This is a genomic window from Photobacterium nomapromontoriensis, assembly GCF_050336815.1.
GTDB classification, from domain to species: domain Bacteria; phylum Pseudomonadota; class Gammaproteobacteria; order Enterobacterales; family Vibrionaceae; genus Photobacterium; species Photobacterium nomapromontoriensis.
On the sequence record NZ_JAKJSL010000020.1, the window covers coordinates 98,634 to 115,642 of the forward strand.

Annotated in this window: 14 protein-coding genes; 1 reads left to right on the forward strand and 13 read right to left on the reverse strand. The window is 46.2% G+C overall.

Annotated elements, in window-relative coordinates; all coding sequences use genetic code 11:
• Nucleotides 1-414: 414 nt before the first annotated feature.
• Both rimK and L4D12_RS06535 read right to left on the reverse strand, forming a co-directional pair.
• A complete protein-coding gene (gene rimK, locus L4D12_RS06530; protein ID WP_428447016.1) occupies nt 415-1,320 on the reverse strand; it encodes a 30S ribosomal protein S6--L-glutamate ligase in 906 nt (301 codons plus the stop codon).
• Complete coding sequence (locus L4D12_RS06535; protein WP_428447017.1) at nt 1,317-1,760, reverse strand: ATP-dependent zinc protease family protein; 444 nt, start codon at nt 1,758-1,760, stop codon at nt 1,317-1,319. The genes rimK and L4D12_RS06535 overlap by 4 nt, the downstream gene beginning before the upstream one ends.
• A 445-nt stretch (nt 1,761-2,205) precedes the next feature.
• Here L4D12_RS06535 and L4D12_RS06540 point away from each other — a divergent pair, with 445 nt between their 5' ends.
• A complete protein-coding gene (locus tag L4D12_RS06540; protein WP_428447018.1) occupies nt 2,206-3,540 on the forward strand; it encodes a cytochrome-c peroxidase in 1,335 nt (444 codons plus the stop codon).
• Nucleotides 3,541-3,615: 75 nt separating this feature from the next.
• Here the strand turns inward: L4D12_RS06540 and L4D12_RS06545 are convergent, their stop codons facing one another.
• The 11 genes from L4D12_RS06545 to deoD form a co-directional block, all read right to left on the reverse strand.
• Complete coding sequence (locus L4D12_RS06545) at nt 3,616-4,239, reverse strand: DUF1190 family protein (RefSeq protein WP_428447019.1); 624 nt, start codon at nt 4,237-4,239, stop codon at nt 3,616-3,618.
• Between the two features lie 10 nt (nt 4,240-4,249).
• Complete coding sequence (locus L4D12_RS06550; RefSeq protein WP_428447020.1) at nt 4,250-4,666, reverse strand: DUF350 domain-containing protein; 417 nt, start codon at nt 4,664-4,666, stop codon at nt 4,250-4,252.
• Between the two features lie 33 nt (nt 4,667-4,699).
• On the reverse strand, nt 4,700-5,335 hold the full coding sequence (locus L4D12_RS06555; protein WP_428447021.1) for a YjfK family protein: 636 nt from the start codon (nt 5,333-5,335) through the stop codon (nt 4,700-4,702).
• Between the two features lie 26 nt (nt 5,336-5,361).
• Complete coding sequence (locus L4D12_RS06560) at nt 5,362-6,393, reverse strand: potassium channel family protein (protein WP_428447022.1); 1,032 nt, start codon at nt 6,391-6,393, stop codon at nt 5,362-5,364.
• Between the two features lie 43 nt (nt 6,394-6,436).
• Nucleotides 6,437-7,123, reverse strand: coding sequence for a PspA/IM30 family protein (locus L4D12_RS06565; RefSeq protein WP_428447023.1), 687 nt, complete (start codon nt 7,121-7,123; stop codon nt 6,437-6,439).
• Nucleotides 7,123-7,521, reverse strand: coding sequence for a DUF2170 family protein (locus tag L4D12_RS06570; RefSeq protein WP_428447024.1), 399 nt, complete (start codon nt 7,519-7,521; stop codon nt 7,123-7,125). The genes L4D12_RS06565 and L4D12_RS06570 overlap by 1 nt, the downstream gene beginning before the upstream one ends.
• A 209-nt stretch (nt 7,522-7,730) precedes the next feature.
• Nucleotides 7,731-9,740 carry a transketolase gene (gene tkt, locus L4D12_RS06575; protein WP_428447025.1) on the reverse strand — a complete coding sequence of 670 codons (2,010 nt, stop codon included), beginning with the start codon at nt 9,738-9,740 and terminating at the stop codon, nt 7,731-7,733.
• 79 nt (nt 9,741-9,819) lie between these two features.
• The gene (gene tal / locus L4D12_RS06580) at nt 9,820-10,770 is read right to left on the reverse strand and encodes a transaldolase (RefSeq protein ID WP_428447026.1); all 951 of its coding nucleotides are present in this window, start codon (nt 10,768-10,770) and stop codon (nt 9,820-9,822) included.
• A gap of 392 nt (nt 10,771-11,162) precedes the next feature.
• The gene (locus L4D12_RS06585; protein WP_428447027.1) at nt 11,163-14,135 is read right to left on the reverse strand and encodes a hybrid sensor histidine kinase/response regulator; all 2,973 of its coding nucleotides are present in this window, start codon (nt 14,133-14,135) and stop codon (nt 11,163-11,165) included.
• A 318-nt stretch (nt 14,136-14,453) separates the two neighbouring features.
• Nucleotides 14,454-15,986: a transposase gene (locus L4D12_RS06590; protein WP_428447028.1), complete on the reverse strand. Its 1,533-nt coding sequence runs from the start codon at nt 15,984-15,986 to the stop codon at nt 14,454-14,456.
• 267 nt (nt 15,987-16,253) lie between these two features.
• Nucleotides 16,254-16,964 (reverse strand): purine-nucleoside phosphorylase, encoded by a 711-nt coding sequence (gene deoD, locus L4D12_RS06595; RefSeq protein ID WP_428447029.1) that lies wholly within the window; start codon nt 16,962-16,964, stop codon nt 16,254-16,256.
• Nucleotides 16,965-17,009 lie beyond the last annotated feature (45 nt).

The window sequence follows — 17,009 nt, forward strand, 5'->3', positions numbered from 1 at the left end:
GAGGTGTCAAAATCAATGCGAGTTATAGTGTCTACGTACCTAGATCAATAAAAAAGTGAAAATTTTTTGCTAAAAACACCTCAATATACTCAACTATATACTTAGTTCACTAACAATGTGAAGTTTTGCGGTGCTATTAATATAGGCTTGCTGTTGAGCAGTGAGTGGGTTTAATAGTATTTAATGATTAGTGGTCAAAGTATTTTATGGTGTGGTGAGTCGGTTATTACCCGTTAAACGGGATGCTTAAAACGATTAAATAAATTGAGATTAAAATGAGTGTAATTTGTCTCAATTTTCCATGTGATATGTTGGTGAGTAGGCTGTTGACGATCTGGCGGATGAGGGGAGAAGGTGTTGTGCGTAAATGGGTTACACAACACCTTGGCATTGGATTTGAAGACGCATTTTATATTAACCCTGACCTCGGGTTTTTGTTCGTTTACTCGCCGCTTTTTTTTCAATGAATTCAACAATCATCCCTGCAACATCTTTACCGGTTGCGCTCTCTATCCCTTCCAGCCCCGGTGATGAGTTGACCTCCATCACTAACGGACCGCGTGCTGATCGGAGTAAGTCCACCCCTGCGACATTCAGCCCCATAATTTTTGATGCCGCAACTGCGGTACGGCGTTCTTCCGGGGTGATTTTAACCAGAGAGGCGGTACCGCCACGATGAAGGTTCGATCTAAATTCGCCTTTGGCTCCTTGGCGCTTCATGGCCGCAATGACTTTATCGCCAATCACGAAGCACCGAATATCTGCTCCGCCTGCTTCTTTAATGAATTCCTGTACCATAATATTGGCTTTCAAGCCAAGAAAGGCTTCAACAACGCTTTCTGCAGCTTTGAGGGTTTCAGCTAAAACCACACCAATACCTTGCGTGCCTTCTAGCAGCTTGATGACGACAGGAGCGCCGCCCACCATATTGAGTAAATCTTTCACATCGTCAGGTTTGCTGGCAAAGCCAGTGATTGGCATGCCGATGCCTTTACGTGACAGGAGTTGCATCGAGCGGAGTTTGTCGCGTGAACGGGTGATTGCCACTGATTCGTTGACGGGGTATACCCCCATCATTTCAAATTGACGTAACACGGCGGTGCCGTAAAAAGTGACCGAGGCACCAATACGCGGGATGATGGCGTCAAAGTCAGAGAGTTCTTCCCCTTTGAAATGAATTTGTGGCCGGTCAGAATTGATGTTCATGTAACAACGCAGCACGTCAATGATCTTGACTTTATGTCCGCGGGCTTCGCAAGCTTCAATCAGGCGGCTTGATGAATACAAATTCTGATTACGCGATAGTATGCCTATTTTCATGTATCGCTCTCCTCGCAAGCTATTAAAAATGATTGTTCAGGGTCGACGATGATCCGGCCATGCATTGCTGTTCGCCCAAGTAGCATTCGGTAGGCCATTTTGTCGCGATTGGCGATAGTTATTTCAATGGGCCAGGTCTGACCTCCCAGCGTCATGGTCGTTTTGATGACGTAGCGATGAGCTTCTTGGCCGCTTGAACTTTTGACCGCGCGTTGGTCGATAATTTCGGCTTCACAAGTTTGTACTATATCAGTGCGGTGTTGTTCTGGGTGGGTCCAAAAACGTAACCAGAGCACATTATTTTTGGTGAACTCTTCGCATTTGAAGGCATGAAGAGATGAGGTTCTGGCACCCGTGTCAATTTTAGCATTGATACGATTAATGCCGAGACTGGGTAAGCTAAGGGTTTCTCGCCAACCGACAATCATTTTATCTGACATCGTTATTTACCTTTGTGAGGTAGATAAAGGGTGTGCGTGAAAGTGCAATATTTTGCTGCAGTCCGGTGCGTATTTCTCGCCATGCTTTGTACTGTAAATGGTTTTTTACTGGAAAATTATAGCGTACTCCCAGAAGTCGTCTCGATGAGTGGCAGAGGAGAGAGTCAACGTTGTGTTGCACTAAATATAATGATGTGAAATCAGTAGTTATCGTCGTTGAATGACGCGTACAGCAGTTAATATCATTTTCATATACCAAGGCGATATTGGGATTGTTGAGTTAATCGACTGGTGCTAACTCACTGCTATAGTTCGCTTTTATCTCACTAGTCAGAAATAAGAACCTTCCCCACTGCTAGTGTGATAACAAAGGCAGAATAAAAATAAATCACTGTCAGGATTTAATAACCATAAACACCTAAGTTGGCTAGGTTTGGAGTGTTTGATGAATACCTCTCGCTATATTTTGGCGGTCGCCATATTGGCGTCGGTCACGGCTTGCCGTGAAGACGCATCTGAAACCGGTAGTGTAATCTCACCTTCCGGAGGGGAAGAGCCCGTAGTTGAATTACCTGTCGATGATAGTGTCATTATCCCTGAAAATCCGGAGACTGAACCACCAGTGCCGGACATTGAGACACCACCTGTTGATGATCCCCCTCAACCACAGCCCGAGCCCCTGTTAGATATTGATGGGTTACCGTTACCCGATTTGTCCATTAGTTATGATTACGAGGCCTATCTGGCGGCACAGCCTAAGCATTACACTCAGATAACATCACCCTTTGGTAATGTTGATTCACAAAATAACACGCCATTTCGTAATCGAGTAAACAATGCGGGGGCCAATCTTGGTCGGATCATATTTTATGATGTGAGACTGTCGGCCAATAATACGACAGCCTGTGCATCATGCCATATACAGCAACATGGTTTTACCGATCCAAAGATATTCAGTGATGGATTTGAGGGGGGCAAAACAGGCCGACATTCAATGAGCTTATCCAATGCGACGTACTACAAAAATGGGAAATTCTTTTGGGATGAGCGAGCTGATAGTTTAGAAGAGCAGGTATTGATGCCGATTCAGGATGGCGTTGAAATGGGAATGAATTTGTTTGATCTTGAGGTCAAACTCGGTTTGACCAGCTTTTATCCAGCACTCTTTGAACAGGCATTTGGTGATGAGGCCATTACCAGTGAGCGGATTTCGTTGGCCATGGCTCAGTTTATCCGTTCCATGGTGAGTTATCAGTCGAAATATGATCAGGCATTTGTTGCTGGAGAGCGGGATAACCCTGATTTTGCTGCCGTATATACTGAGCAGGAGATGCTGGGTCATCGGTTGTTTTCTGGCTATCCCGGAGGGGCGCAAGACTCACTTGGATGTGTTTCTTGTCACCAAACGGCTGCCCATACGATGGATCAAGCCCATGTAAATGGGTTGGATGGACGAGGTGCAGCTGATCAGGGGGCGAGTGGCGGGTTCTTTAAAGCGCCGTCATTAAGAAATATTGCGGTGGGAGCGCCTTATATGCATGATGGTCGCTTATCGACGCTGATAGATGTGGTGGAGTTTTATAATAGTGGGATTCAACCTCACCCTAATTTAAGCCCGGATTTAACCCGATCAGGACGGGTCGGCGGAAGGCCGTTGAGAATGGGGTTGAGTCAAGAGGAGAAGGATGCATTGGTTGCTTTTCTTGAGACCCTAACCGATGACGCATTTCTTACCAATCCCATTTTCAGTGACCCGTATGAGTCAACATTGCCAGAGTAGGCCGCATAGCTAAACAAGAGAGTCGCATTGGCGGCTCTCTTGTTATGTGGTGTGTAACAGTAGGTAAAAGGCCGATTATCCGCCCCAGCCGCTTTTGCTGCTTGACGACCGACTGCTGCTCCAGCTGGATTTGGCTGACACGGTAGAGCCAAATCCCCCCCGAGAAATGGTTCGGTTGATTGTCGGCTTGGCTTTCATTTGATCTTTAGTGACTCGCACTTTGGTTTTGCTGTAACCACTGCGGCCATAGTCATAGCCATCAGCCGTGATCCAATGGCCATAATAGCGGCTTGATGGGTAGCTTGAATTGAACATAGGCTGTGAGTAATAGCCATTGTGGCTGTTGATCATCCGGGCAAACATAAAACCCGCCATGGCAGGCATGAACCAATTATTGCCTTGGGCTTGCGTACAAGAATCAATACCAAACTCCATCTCACAATCCGCACGCGTCTTGTACTTTGGTGAGGTTCGGGCTGCGTCTTGCAAAGCCAATTGGTAGGCGGAACGACATTCCTCGGCGTAGCTAGGATTATCATTGATGCAGTCATTCAGGCCTTTGTAGATGGAGGCACTTTTTGTGGGTTCACTACAGCCTGATAGTGCGGTACTGGCAAGTACAACGGTAACAGGTACCATTGACACTGGCCGCCAGTTTTTACGCATACTGGCAAGAACGACATGCTTACTGCGTTTCATGGCAACTCCCCTAGTACGTCATGCAGGCAGCATTAAGCAGGCCGACAGCAATGGCGGTGGCTGCCATGATGATCCCGGCTGGGATTTCACCTGCTTCAATACGCTTAACAATGTTTGGCATGAAGCCAAAACGCATAATCGCAAAGGCGACTAACTGCGCCAGTAGGGCAATGACGCCCCAGATCGCAAAATCGATCAGGTTTACAGAGTTACTGGCTGCACTGGCAATCGCTAGGCAATAGCCGATGATGGAGCCTGATAAACCGATAGCGGCCGCAATATTTTGCTCTTCTTTAACCAGTTTCCATTCGTCATGTGGCGTGAAACGGACATAGACAAATTTAAACAGCAGTAAAAAGACGAGTGATAAGGAAAAATAAAGTAAAAAGGCACCCAGGCCAGCAAGTGAGTTGGTTAAGACTTCCATGTTTGTTCCATTGGTTATTGATATTAAAAAGGGTTAGCCGATGAGTTTAAAATCGGTCGGTGATAAGTCGAAACCGGTACTCATCGCCAAACAGCGTTCAGCTTGGTTTTGGTAGATTTTCTCTTCACCGGCAATCAGTAGTGATTCAAAAATATCATCACCGCAATCACGTTCGTAAATCATCACGAATTGATCGGTTTGAGTGATTTTACCGTTTTCCAGCCAGGTTTTTTCGGTCATGGCAACAGGACGGCTATTGTCCCATACTTTGTCAAAGAGATGCCCGTCGAGTTCCCATTGTGGCTGAACAATTTTATGATCAAGCAGTTGCCGCCATTGTGCGGGGGTATCAATGGGTTGTGATTCATAGAAATAATACAGTTTTACTTCGCTGATATCGGCCTCGGACTCGCCATGAGTTAGGATCTGAATAAATCCATCATCATCGGTGTAATAGCGGATTAAACGGGTTTGTTCATCTAATTGTATCTCACCAACTGCTTTGATTAGTTGTGTTCTTGATGCCCCTTCGATGGTGAGTTGAGGTTCGATTAACTTGAGTTTTAGATCATCAAGTTCAAAGGCACCACCAAGGCGCAAACCCAGAAATTCAGGTCCCTTTTCAACAGGGGGCGGGGTGTCAGCTTTCTTTTTAAACCAGTCAAACATAGTCACTCCAATGCTTTGATGCAGCACTAGTTACGTTGCCAATTGAAATTATTTACACGCTCATCTGCTATATAGAATAGCTTGCTACCAGCCAACACTTCACGATCTAATGGTGGGTTTAGCTCAACCCCGTTGCCGCTATCAATGGCGATAAGAATCGCATCATAGTGCTGCTTGAAGACCGGGAATAATTGGTTAACGGTTGTGGCTGGTGCATTATCAGGATAGATGACGGCATATTGCGTCATCCCATGATGGGTGCTGAGTAATTCGTGATGAAGTTCACTTGAGCCAGGGTCAACGGCTGCTTTTGCTAGCATTTCAACCGCAACCGAGGGAATACATTCAGCGTTGGGACAGTGCTGTTTAAGCAGCTTACCAAGGGCTTCATCATTAAAATAGGCGAGCACATGGGCGTTGGGATTACGGTTAGCGCAATAGAGAGCGGCAGATAATGTAATATCATCTTCCGGGTTATCAATCAGGATACAGCTGGCATTTTCAATGTTTGCATTCGACATACCTTGATGGTCTGTGAAGCTTGGTACGCGGACAAATTGGATTTCACTTGGAAGAGGGTTTTCCATTTCTCGGCGAACACAGAGTACAATTGCTCGTTTGCCTTTCTCTTCATACTGCAGCATTTTGATTAGGTGCAAGGTACGCTGTTCATTCCAGCCTAGAACAAGGATATGATTTTTCAAAGTAATTTTCCGTTTGCCTAGCAGGCCCCGTTTCCAGTAATCAAGTAAAATACTCGCTATTCGCCCCACGGTGACGGCAAAGAGCCCCAGCCCTCCGGGGATGATAAATAAGATAACAACCCATTTACCAGAGACTGAGGCTGGCGACATATCTCCGTAGCCAACGGTCGACGCCGTAACAATAAGGTAGTAGATGAAGTCGGTTGGAGACTGAACTAAGGCCTGCTCACCCGAGAGAGTGAGCAGTGCATAGCTGATTACGGTATAACCGAGGATGATCAGTAGCAGGTTACGTCCACTTAATGCATGAAACTGACCCGCAGCCCAGCGTCGGAATATAAGCCAGAGTGGCATCAATATCTCCTTAGTGGATGATAACTGCTGATATCTTTAATCGCTACTGGCCAAGGATACGCTTGAGCTCATCTTCGGCAGAGGCCGTGCCGCCCGAAGTGATCCCCGCTTCCGCTAGTTTTTTATCAAGGCTGCTACCAGATTGTTCTTCCGCCATTTCAGCGGCAGCTTCAAGTTGCGCTGATTTTTCGTCCTGACGTCGTTTGATACGCTCAAGTGACTCAACAGCAGTGTGCATTTTGGCATTGGCACCGACATTGGTGGATGAAACGGCAGACTGCGCTTTTTGTACCGCTTCGTTTGCTTTCACGACATCAACTTGCTGCTCTAACTGACGCAGTTTATCTTTTGCCTGACTGATATTGGTGCGCATACGTTGTTCGGATGTCATAAATTGGTCGAGATAAGTCTGCTCTGTTTGTTGTTCGTTACGGAGCGTCGCGACTTTTTGGGCACATTCAAGTGCAAGATCTTGCTGGCCTTTTTCCATTGCGCCACGCGCATGGGTTTCATATTCAGTGATGCCTTTATTAAAGGCTTCAACTTTCTGTTGTGACAACTTGCGTTTTGCAACGATGCTCACTAAAGCTTCGTCTGAACGGCGGAGATCTTGCTTCGCTTCACGGATTTCTTGGTCAAGAATGCGTAGGGCTTGATTGTCAGCCACGCTTTCGGCTGTTTCGTTAACGCCGCCTTTAATGGCAGTAAATAGTTTTTTCCAGACGCTCATTATGCAACCTCTTGAAGATGGTCTTGATAGAGTTCGATGAAAGCTTCAACATTACGGAATAGAGTAGCGACTTCAATCACAATACTTTCAGCTTTTGATTGTGACGACAGTGAACCAAAAGCGACATAGTAATTGGTACCGTCGATGGCGTTGATCCCGATGGTAGACAGTGGGAACATTTTATGGGTACGAAGAATATCATCGTTCAGTGCTGCTACGTCGTTTACTTGTGATTCAGCAAAGAGTAAGACTTCTACAACAATCTGTTCGCCTGCAACAGCGAGGAATGCTTCGATGTTGTCTTCGTTTCTGACGATCAGTGTTTGCTCTTTAGCCTCAACTTTCCAGCCATCGTGTTCACTGAGTAGTGGAATAAGTTCAGATACTTGCCATGTCATAATTGCTACCTTTTTCGTTAATATCAGGCGAAGTTGATCGAAAATCGCACCCATATTATGAAGTTAAATCATTAAATTACCATGTGAGTAGCGGTTTTTATTGTTATTTTGTGAGGTACTTTGGGATTGGGCATGAAATTAATACAAAATTAGTAATATAAAAAAACCAGACATCTGTCTGGTTTTTTTGGTATGAGAAAGTCGCGATATTATGCTAGAAGCTCTTTTGCAGTAGTAACGACATTTTCTACAGTGAAACCGAACATTTTGAAGAGTTCATCGGCTGGTGCAGACTCACCAAAGGTAGTCATACCAATGATGCGACCATCGAAGCCAACGTACTTGTACCAGAAATCGGCAATACCCGCTTCAATCGCAACACGTGCGGTTACATCTGATGGTAGGACTGATTCACGGTAAGCGGCATCTTGCTTATCGAATGCATCTGTTGCTGGCATAGATACCACACGTACTTGCTTACCTTCAGCAGTTAGCTGAGCAGCTGCTTGTACGGCAAGTTCAACTTCAGAACCGGTAGCGATAAAGATCAAATCAGGCTTGCCATCACAGTCTTTCAGGATGTAACCACCCTTAGCGATATCAGCTACCTGTGCGTCTGTACGTGGCTGCTGAGCCAGATTTTGACGCGAGAAGATCAACGCAGATGGGCCGTCTTTACGCTCAATCGCCAGTTTCCAGGCTACTGCTGATTCTACCTGATCACATGGACGCCATGTGCTCATGTTAGGTGTCAGGCGTAGTGATGAAACTTGCTCAACAGGCTGGTGAGTTGGGCCATCTTCACCCAAACCGATTGAATCGTGGGTGTAAACCTGGATGTTCTGAATTTTCATCAGTGCAGCCATACGCATCGCATTACGCGCATATTCCATGAACATCAGGAAGGTTGCACCGTAAGGAACAAAACCACCGTGTAGGGTGATACCGTTCATGATTGCCGTCATGCCGAACTCACGTACACCGTAATGAATGTAGTTACCGGAGAAATCATCCGCTGTCAGTGATTTAGAGCCAGACCACATGGTCAGGTTGGATGGCGCAAGGTCAGCAGAGCCACCCATGAATTCAGGTAGCATCGCACCGAATGCTTCTAGGGCATTCTGTGAAGCTTTGCGAGAAGCGATATTGGCAGGGTTAGCTTGCAGATCAGCAATGATTGCATTGGCTTTTTCTTCCCACTGTGCAGGCAGCTCACCGTTGACACGACGGGTGAATTCAGCAGCAAGCTCTGGGTAAGCTGCTGCGTATGCTGCGAACTTATCATTCCACGTTGCTTCTTTCGCTGCGCCTGCCTCTTTGGCATTCCACTTTGCAGCGATATCTGCAGGAATTTCAAATGGGCCGTAATTCCAGCCTAGGAATTCACGTGCTGCCGCAATTTCTTCAGCGCCTAGTGGGGCACCGTGGCAGTCGTGAGAACCGGCTTTGTTTGGTGAACCGAAACCAATGATGGTTTTAGTACAGATCAGTGTTGGACGACTGGTTTCTGCTTTTGCTGCCTCAATAGCGGCGTTGATAGCATCTGCATCGTGGCCATCAACCGCAGGAATAACATGCCAGCCGTAAGCTTCGAAACGCTTAGGGGTATCATCAGCGAACCAGCCTTCAACGTGACCGTCGATAGAGATGCCGTTGTCATCCCAAAACGCGATTAGCTTGCCTAGGCCCAATGTACCCGCTAGTGAACACGCTTCATGAGAAATACCTTCCATTAGACAGCCGTCGCCCATGAACGCGTAAGTGTGGTGATCGACGATATCGTGACCATCGCGGTTGAACTGGGCAGCCAGAGCTTTTTCTGCCATAGCCATACCTACGGCATTGGTGATGCCTTGACCCAGTGGGCCCGTGGTCGTTTCAACGCCTGGTGTGTAGCCATATTCTGGGTGACCAGGTGTTTTAGAGTGCAGTTGACGGAAATTTTTCAGATCATTAATTGATAGATCATAGCCTGTCAGGTGAAGCAGAGAGTAGATCAGCATTGAACCGTGGCCATTTGATAGCACGAAACGGTCGCGATCAGCCCACTGTGGATTCTGTGGGTTGTGGTTCATGTGGCCGCGCCACAATACTTCAGCAATGTCAGCCATGCCCATAGGGGCACCAGGGTGGCCAGAGTTAGCTTGTTGTACACCGTCCATGCTTAGGGCACGAATGGCATTGGCCAGATCTTTGCGAGAAAGCGCATTATGTTCCATATTTCTATCCACTATGAAATTGTCTTAATCAAAAAAGGGAGAAAGCGGCTATTTAGCCGCTTTCTGAATGCTGTTGTACTTATAGGCGCTCAGCGATCATCGCTTCTAGCTTACCTTGGTCAATCGCGAAATTACGGATACCTTCTGCTAGCTTTTCAACCGCCATTGCATCTTGGTTGTGTTCCCATAGGAACTCAGAGTGAGTCATGGCTGCAGGACATGGTTTAATATCAGTAGCAGTGACTAGTTTCTGGATCACTTCACCTTGCGCATCTTCTAGCTCTTGTAGCAGCTGAGGGCTAATTGTTAAGCGGTCGCAGCCAGCAAGTTCTAGAATCTCACCCGTATTACGGAAGCTTGCACCCATAACGACAGTGTTATAACCGTGCTCTTTGTAGTAGTTGTAGATGGCGGTAACAGATTCTACGCCTGGATCTTCTGTTGGTTCGAAATCACGGCCTTCTTTAGCTTTATACCAGTCCATGATGCGCCCAACGAATGGAGAGATCAGAAATACACCTGCTTCAGCACAAGCACGCGCTTGGGCAAATGAGAATAGTAGGGTTAGGTTACAGTTGATGCCTTCTTTTTCTAGCACTTCCGCTGCGCGAATGCCTTCCCAGGTTGATGCTAGTTTGATCAGAATACGATCGTTGGCGATACCTGCATCATTGTACATTTTAATTAACTGGCGAGCTTTGGCGATGCTGCCTTCTGTATCGAAAGACAGACGCGCATCTACTTCTGTAGAGATACGGCCAGGAACAACATTTAGGATTTCTTTACCAATATTAACGGCCAGCATGTCGCAGGTATCAGCGATTTGCTGCTCTTTGTTTTCGCTTTGTGCTTTTGCGTATGCAATAGCTTGATCGATAAGAGGAGCATATTCAGCTATCTGAGCGGCCTTCAGGATTAGCGACGGGTTAGTTGTCGCATCTTCAGGCTGGTATTTACTGATTGCTTCAATGTCGCCCGTGTCAGCAACAACAGTTGTTAGCGCGCGCAGTTGTTCCAGTTTTGTGCTCATATCTATCGACCTTATACGTGTGGACTTTGTTTCAATGCTAGCCGAAAAATTCGCTAGTAAAGTCATGATTACGTTTTCTTAACCATTCCGCAGTAAACAAAAAACATTATTAGTGAACATATGGAATGTGTAAGAACAATTGATAGTATGATGATTATCATTTCAAGGAATTTTGTCAATACAAATGCAAGACAAAACGTGCCCTTGTCACATTAATTGGTGCTTTTTAAAAGAGTAAATACTCATCAAGCGATTTGTAGACATTTATCAGCGAAAATATAGCGTCAATTTGGTGAGCATATGATCATGCTTGTGATCTTTTGTTTTGATGAGAAATAGCAGTTGAACAAACACTGAGCAAAAGAGCTTACCCCCTAGCAATTTTAAGAGGCTTATTGGCGAGGGGGAGATGGCTGTCGTTCATCCAATTGTTGGTGAATTTCATCGACAAGCTCATTGAGTGTCTGCTTAAGTGCTGTGATGTCATCACTGCTAGGGCGTTGCTGTTGCTTAATTTGTTTCTCTATAGCCATAGCGGCCTGATAAACCCGAGGGGCTGAGATGCTGCCAGCCGCGCCTTTGAGGGAGTGACTGATCAGCAGTGCATTGTCTAGCGTTGGTTCATTCAGCGAGTGTTCAAAGCGCTCTGCATCATTGCCATGTTCCTCACAGAACATGTGTAAAAATTCAATGACGATATCATGGTCATTGTCCATGAGATCCAGCAATGTAACGAGTTCGACGTGTTGAAAGTGTTCCGCTGACAGTGAGCTACGGTGGTTGATATCATCTAGCACTCGGTGTTCATTGTGTATTGTGCCTATGCTGTCATCCCCGTCAGAGCGGTTAGTCTGGTTAAACGTGTCTAAGATGGGGTCTTCATCCAGTGTTACTGTTCGGCTTGGCGTGGTGTCTGGCAGAGTCGGTGAACGGCTATTATCACGAGATATGTTTGATGTGGCAGAGGTCTTATGGCTACCGCTGTGAGTATGAATTAATGCTGATTGTGGTGTTGAGAGGCGTTGCTGCTTCCTCGCCGTGATCTGTGGCTTGAACCGCAGAAGTGCATCAACCAACTTTTGTTCATCCAGCGGTTTTGTGATCACGCATTGCGCGCCAGCATCGAGCATTTTCTGTTGGGTTTCAGCGAATACATCTGCGGTACAAGCAAAAATGGGAGTATCACACGTTGGGGCCGGGAGCTGACGGATGCGTTTAATGGCCTCTACCCCATCCATAACCGGCATATGGTTATCCATCAAAATAAGATCAAAGGGTTGAGCTTCTATTGCTCGAAGTGCATTTGCGCCGTTTTCGGCGACACTTGTGGCGAAACTTCGATGTTTAAGAAAGCTATCAATGATCATTACATTGAGATGGTTATCTTCAACAATTAATACATTCAAGTTGTCAAAAGTATTGTGATCTAAGTGGGGGATAGGTGTGGTGTCTTCTTTGTAGTGGCCGTGTTCCAGAGGAAGGCTAATAGTAAAGCTCGACCCCATACCCGGTTGACTTGAAATATGGATATCACCCTGCATTAATTGAGTTAGTTGTTTGACGATACTGAGGCCAAGCCCGGTACCACCAAAACGGCGACTGGTTGAGGCCTCTGCTTGGGCGAATGGGTCAAAAATAGAATGAATACGATCAGGGGCAATACCGATGCCTGTATCTTTAATGATAATAGTCAGATGCTGCGATTGTGTCTCTCCATGATCCTCAAGCGAGAGATTAATATCGACCCGTCCATTTTCAGTAAATTTAATCGCATTGCTGATGATGTTGAAGAGAATTTGCCGGATCCGGGCTTTATCGGCATAAAACCAGCGTTGCTGGTCGAAATCGCAGTGGATATGGAAGCCAATGCCTTTTTCTTTAGCCAGCGAATGGTAGGTGCTGTCGGTCGAGTCGATTAAATCGGTAAAGCAAAAGTGGGTTGGGTCGAGGGTGAGTTGGCCCCGTTCAATTTTAGAAAAATCGAGAATATCATTGAGCAGCCCCATCATGTGGTTGCCCGAATCGAGCAAAGTACGTAAGTGCTGTTTCTGCTCTTTGCTTAAGTCTGTTTTCAGTAGTAGCTGAGTAAGCCCCAGCATCCCATTCATCGGGGTGCGGATCTCATGGGATAAGTTGGCCAAGAAGGCAGATTTAGCGCGGTCGGCTGATTCCGCTTTCTGTAGCGCTTGATTGAGAAGTTGTTTATCTATCGATATTTTATCTGCCCCTTGATTGAGAGCATCATGCAAGACTTGAAATTCATAGGGGCCCTTAAAATCGGCATTGCGGCTATAGTTGCCAAGTTTAAATTGGGCGGCAAAGCGTGACAGCTTTGCAATTGGGACGGTGATCCGTCGGCTTAGCATCAAAGAAAGTATAATAACAACACTGGCGGTTGCGAGTAATGCGATTAAGAAGTAGCGCTGGAGATAAACTAATGTTGTCGTAACTGCACTTTTGGGGGTAATAGAGACAAGCGTCCATCGAGACAAGCCAGCTTGCTGGAAAGTTAGCGGAACCAGGGTTGCCAGCATGGTTTCCCCTTGCCAGTTTTGAAAGCTTAGCAGTGAATTATTTACGGTAGGTTGTAAAGGGGCGAACTGATGGAGGCGGTCTTGGAATAGGGTGTCGATGTTCTTAAAGGTAGTGACATCTTTACCTTGGTGACGACCCGCCAAAACGGTTCCACCGTCCTCGTTGATCAGCATGATATAGTCCGTGTCGCTGATCCGTTCACCGAGAAATGTCAGCTGGCTGTTGAGTTCATTCAGTTGGTATTTAATGACTAAAAAACGTTCACTGTCATCTGTTTCATGATGAGTGTGGATAACCGGACTGATGATAAACAAGTAGGCGTTGTTCGCGTCATAATGCGGTTCGGAAAAAACCAAGTGACGTTGTCCGGAGGTGAGTAGATACAGTGCGTCAGTAAGATCAGCAATACCGGTTTGATCTAAATAGTGTGTAAGTGTGTTTTTGGGGGATAGCTCAGAACCTGCAACAAGGGTGATGTGCTGTTGACGTAATTCAATGAGGTCAATACGACTAAATCCTGAATCAACCTTAGTCAATTCATTGAGGTAGTCTTGAATGAATGTACCCTGGCCGAGCGTTTGTTCTGGTGCAAGGAGAAAGACTGGTGAATTTGCTAACTTTTGAATACTGAGGAAGCGTTGAGTCAGGATATCGTCAAGGTTATGGGCGGCAAGTTCGGTACGGGTATTTAAACCATTGATGATTTGTTCTGTGGCAACCGTGGTGAGTTTATCACTACTTAACCAGTTATAAGCAACGGTGGGTACAATACCAATAAACAACATACAACACAGTAGTATTGGTTTTATTCTATTAGGAATTATTGTCACCAATTCATACCTCTCGACATCCAATCATTCTCACGCCGCCTTGTTTAAAGAACCACGGTCAGAATGCGGGTTCGTCAAACGAATTCATCGGCGAATATCTGGCCACATTGTGTAGGCCTGTTCCTGTATTGGAGTGTGGTATAACTGACAGTGAAGAATCAACTCTATTGCCCGTATTACGAGAAGAAACACGATCTCACCGCCATTATTTGACATTGGTATGGATGTGAGACCACGATCGCTATAAATCTGCGTCTTGATGAGAAGCCAATAGATTTTCGCTGTAACGGAGGCTTTGAGGGGCGAGGGTACAGTTATTTAACTAAGCAATTGCTCCAGTGTTAACGGCGCGGTGACAAGGCCGAGCTTCTGGGCTGGTGTTACCCCTGTTTTGTCTTGATGACAGAGGTTATGCCATGCGCGGTAGATGTCTAATAATGGCAGTAATCCGCCAGGCCGTAATTTACGCCGAGGTTCATTGATCAACTGGCTGAATTGACTTTGGCATTGCTGTTGATAGCGGGTAATTGCGCTGTGGGATGCCGTTTCTAACCAGTGTCCCTCATTGCCTTTTTCTCCGCCAAGATGACAGATTCCTTTGCTGTTTTCATCCTGTCGAGTAAATGCCCAACGATCTCGCCACCAACCAATGAGCACGATGTCAATATGTTTGGCGTGCTGGCCATGCTGCCAATCCGAATCCGTTTCAACGTATACCGGGTGGATCGTTTTCTGTTTTATTCGGTCAAAAAACACAGAAATGCAAGCAGAGCGAAGCATCGGCTCCAGCGGCATAAAAAACGACAATTCTTCGTTATTGTAGAGCATCTCTCGCAGGTGCAAATTGTGGGCGTAAACGGTGTACTGTGGCCGAATTAAGCATCCTTTGCTCGGGTAATTAACTCGCGCTTTATTCGATAGCAGATCTTCTAAGTTGGGGCGTGACATCGCCTCCCGGTAAGTGGCGTCTATCTGAGCCAGTAACCCGTTTGGTCGCGAATGTTCGATTGCAACCTTGCGATCGGGTTGCGGTGGCATAAAACGAGCCCCACGGCGGTATGGGTTATGATGCCCATCCGGTGTATCTCTTTCAGCTGTATTGCTATTGAGCGACTGTTCGCTGTTATCTGGGGGCGTGGCTGTTTGGTAATTGATATCTTGCGCGAGAACATAGCCCGATTTCGCTTCACCACTGGCAATCCAGATCACCCCATTGTCACTATCGGGTTGCAGTACACACATATTGGTTGCCAGAGATAACTGTTGGGCCTGTTTGCAAAGACGGGCATCAAACATCGCCAACTGACGACGGCATCGGCTAGCAATATGTGAAAGCTGATCATAAAACGATTTGGGATTCATGCTGAGTCGGCGGCAGATATCACGTACTGAATAACCGGTAAATAACATCGCCAGCATTGTCTGCTGAAGTGCATTTTTGGTATTAGTGCCTGACCAGCGGTCAACAAACGTTGTCTGGCAGCATTTACAACGGTAGCGCTGACGATCGCCACTAAAACCAAACGCGTGGTAGAGATGACGATGGGTAAGCACGGGTAATTCCAGATTTTCACAGTCAGGATTACTACAAGCAGGCATACCTGCATTTTGCAGTTGTTTTAGCCGCTGCACTTCCTGCATGACATCATAGTTGCTGATGATAGGAGGAAAAGCCCCACATTCGCGGCAGACCAGAGCCGGTCTGTTGGGATTACTACGTTGGAAGACGTAGTGATGGGTATTCGTTGAGCCAAAATTTTTGCAGCTCACTGTTTTGCAATGATTGAGTTGATGGCCGTTGCAGGCTTCTGGCAACAGAGATTCGGGGGTGTCGGTGTGGCGAGTATTCATCGCATCAGCCTAATCTTATCTATGAGCATAAGCAACAAACACACAGCCGGAATTTTGCTAAAGCTGCTTATAGTTTTAAAAGGGGTGGTACAGAGCAGGTATTTCACTGCTCTGCACCATTAGTTTCTGCAATAGACCATGTTCAGGCAACTGCGCCAGATGTTAACGAGTAACATCGCTTAAATTGTGTAAGACGCCACATTTTACAGAATATTGAGCTGCGAAGTCGATGCTCATCACGCCAGTACAGAAACTAACAATCTGTTATTACAACTTGATAGCGGTTTCCAGCGCCACATCCATCATTTGAGCAAAGGACTTCTGGCGATCTTCAGAGCTGAGTTTTTCACCTCGTTTGATGTGGTCAGACACAGTCAGAATCGTCAATGCCTTAGCGCCAAGTTCAGCAGCAACACCGTAGATACCAGCGGCTTCCATATCAACACCTAGCATGCCGAGCTTTTCCATTTTTTCGAATAGATCAGCTTCCGGGCTGTAAAATAGGTCAGCAGAGAAAACATTACCCACGCGAACAGGTACGTTTTGGGCGCGAGCTTCATTCACTGCGGTTTCCAATAGACCGAAGTCCGCAATGGCAGCGAAATCGTGGTTGTTAAAACGAATGCGGTTTACTTTGGAATCCGTTGATGCGCCCATACCGATGATCACATCCATTAGTTTAACATCGTCATGAACGGCACCGCAGCTACCGATACGGATGATATTTTTAACACCGAAATCTTTGATCAGTTCATGGACATAGATAGAACATGAAGGGATACCCATACCGTGTCCCATGACAGAGACAGGCTTGCCTTTGTAGGTGCCGGTATAACCGAACATATTGCGAACATCACACACTAACTTGACATCATCAAGGTAGTTTTCGGCAATAAATTTGGCGCGCAGAGGGTCACCTGGCATCAGGACAGTTTCTGCAAAATCACCGACTTCAGCATTGATGTGTGGGGTAGCCATAGTTCACTCCAAGTATCTAGTATTTTTACTGTTTTGATGGGGAAA

What these genes read in the sequence shown, in the direction of transcription:
- L4D12_RS06570 (WP_428447024.1), bottom strand. Translation starts at nt 7,521, where the DNA reads ATGACATGGCAAGTATCTGAACTTATTCCACTACTCAGTGAACACGAT.
- L4D12_RS06555 (WP_428447021.1), bottom strand. Translation starts at nt 5,335, where the DNA reads ATGTTTGACTGGTTTAAAAAGAAAGCTGACACCCCGCCCCCTGTTGAA.
- tkt (WP_428447025.1), bottom strand. Translation starts at nt 9,740, where the DNA reads ATGGAACATAATGCGCTTTCTCGCAAAGATCTGGCCAATGCCATTCGT.
- L4D12_RS06540 (WP_428447018.1), top strand. Translation starts at nt 2,206, where the DNA reads ATGAATACCTCTCGCTATATTTTGGCGGTCGCCATATTGGCGTCGGTC.
- deoD (WP_428447029.1), bottom strand. Translation starts at nt 16,964, where the DNA reads ATGGCTACCCCACACATCAATGCTGAAGTCGGTGATTTTGCAGAAACT.
- tal (WP_428447026.1), bottom strand. Translation starts at nt 10,770, where the DNA reads ATGAGCACAAAACTGGAACAACTGCGCGCGCTAACAACTGTTGTTGCT.
- L4D12_RS06590 (WP_428447028.1), bottom strand. Translation starts at nt 15,986, where the DNA reads ATGAATACTCGCCACACCGACACCCCCGAATCTCTGTTGCCAGAAGCC.
- L4D12_RS06565 (WP_428447023.1), bottom strand. Translation starts at nt 7,123, where the DNA reads ATGAGCGTCTGGAAAAAACTATTTACTGCCATTAAAGGCGGCGTTAAC.
- L4D12_RS06545 (WP_428447019.1), bottom strand. Translation starts at nt 4,239, where the DNA reads ATGAAACGCAGTAAGCATGTCGTTCTTGCCAGTATGCGTAAAAACTGG.
- rimK (WP_428447016.1), bottom strand. Translation starts at nt 1,320, where the DNA reads ATGAAAATAGGCATACTATCGCGTAATCAGAATTTGTATTCATCAAGC.
- L4D12_RS06550 (WP_428447020.1), bottom strand. Translation starts at nt 4,666, where the DNA reads ATGGAAGTCTTAACCAACTCACTTGCTGGCCTGGGTGCCTTTTTACTT.
- L4D12_RS06535 (WP_428447017.1), bottom strand. Translation starts at nt 1,760, where the DNA reads ATGTCAGATAAAATGATTGTCGGTTGGCGAGAAACCCTTAGCTTACCC.
- L4D12_RS06560 (WP_428447022.1), bottom strand. Translation starts at nt 6,393, where the DNA reads ATGCCACTCTGGCTTATATTCCGACGCTGGGCTGCGGGTCAGTTTCAT.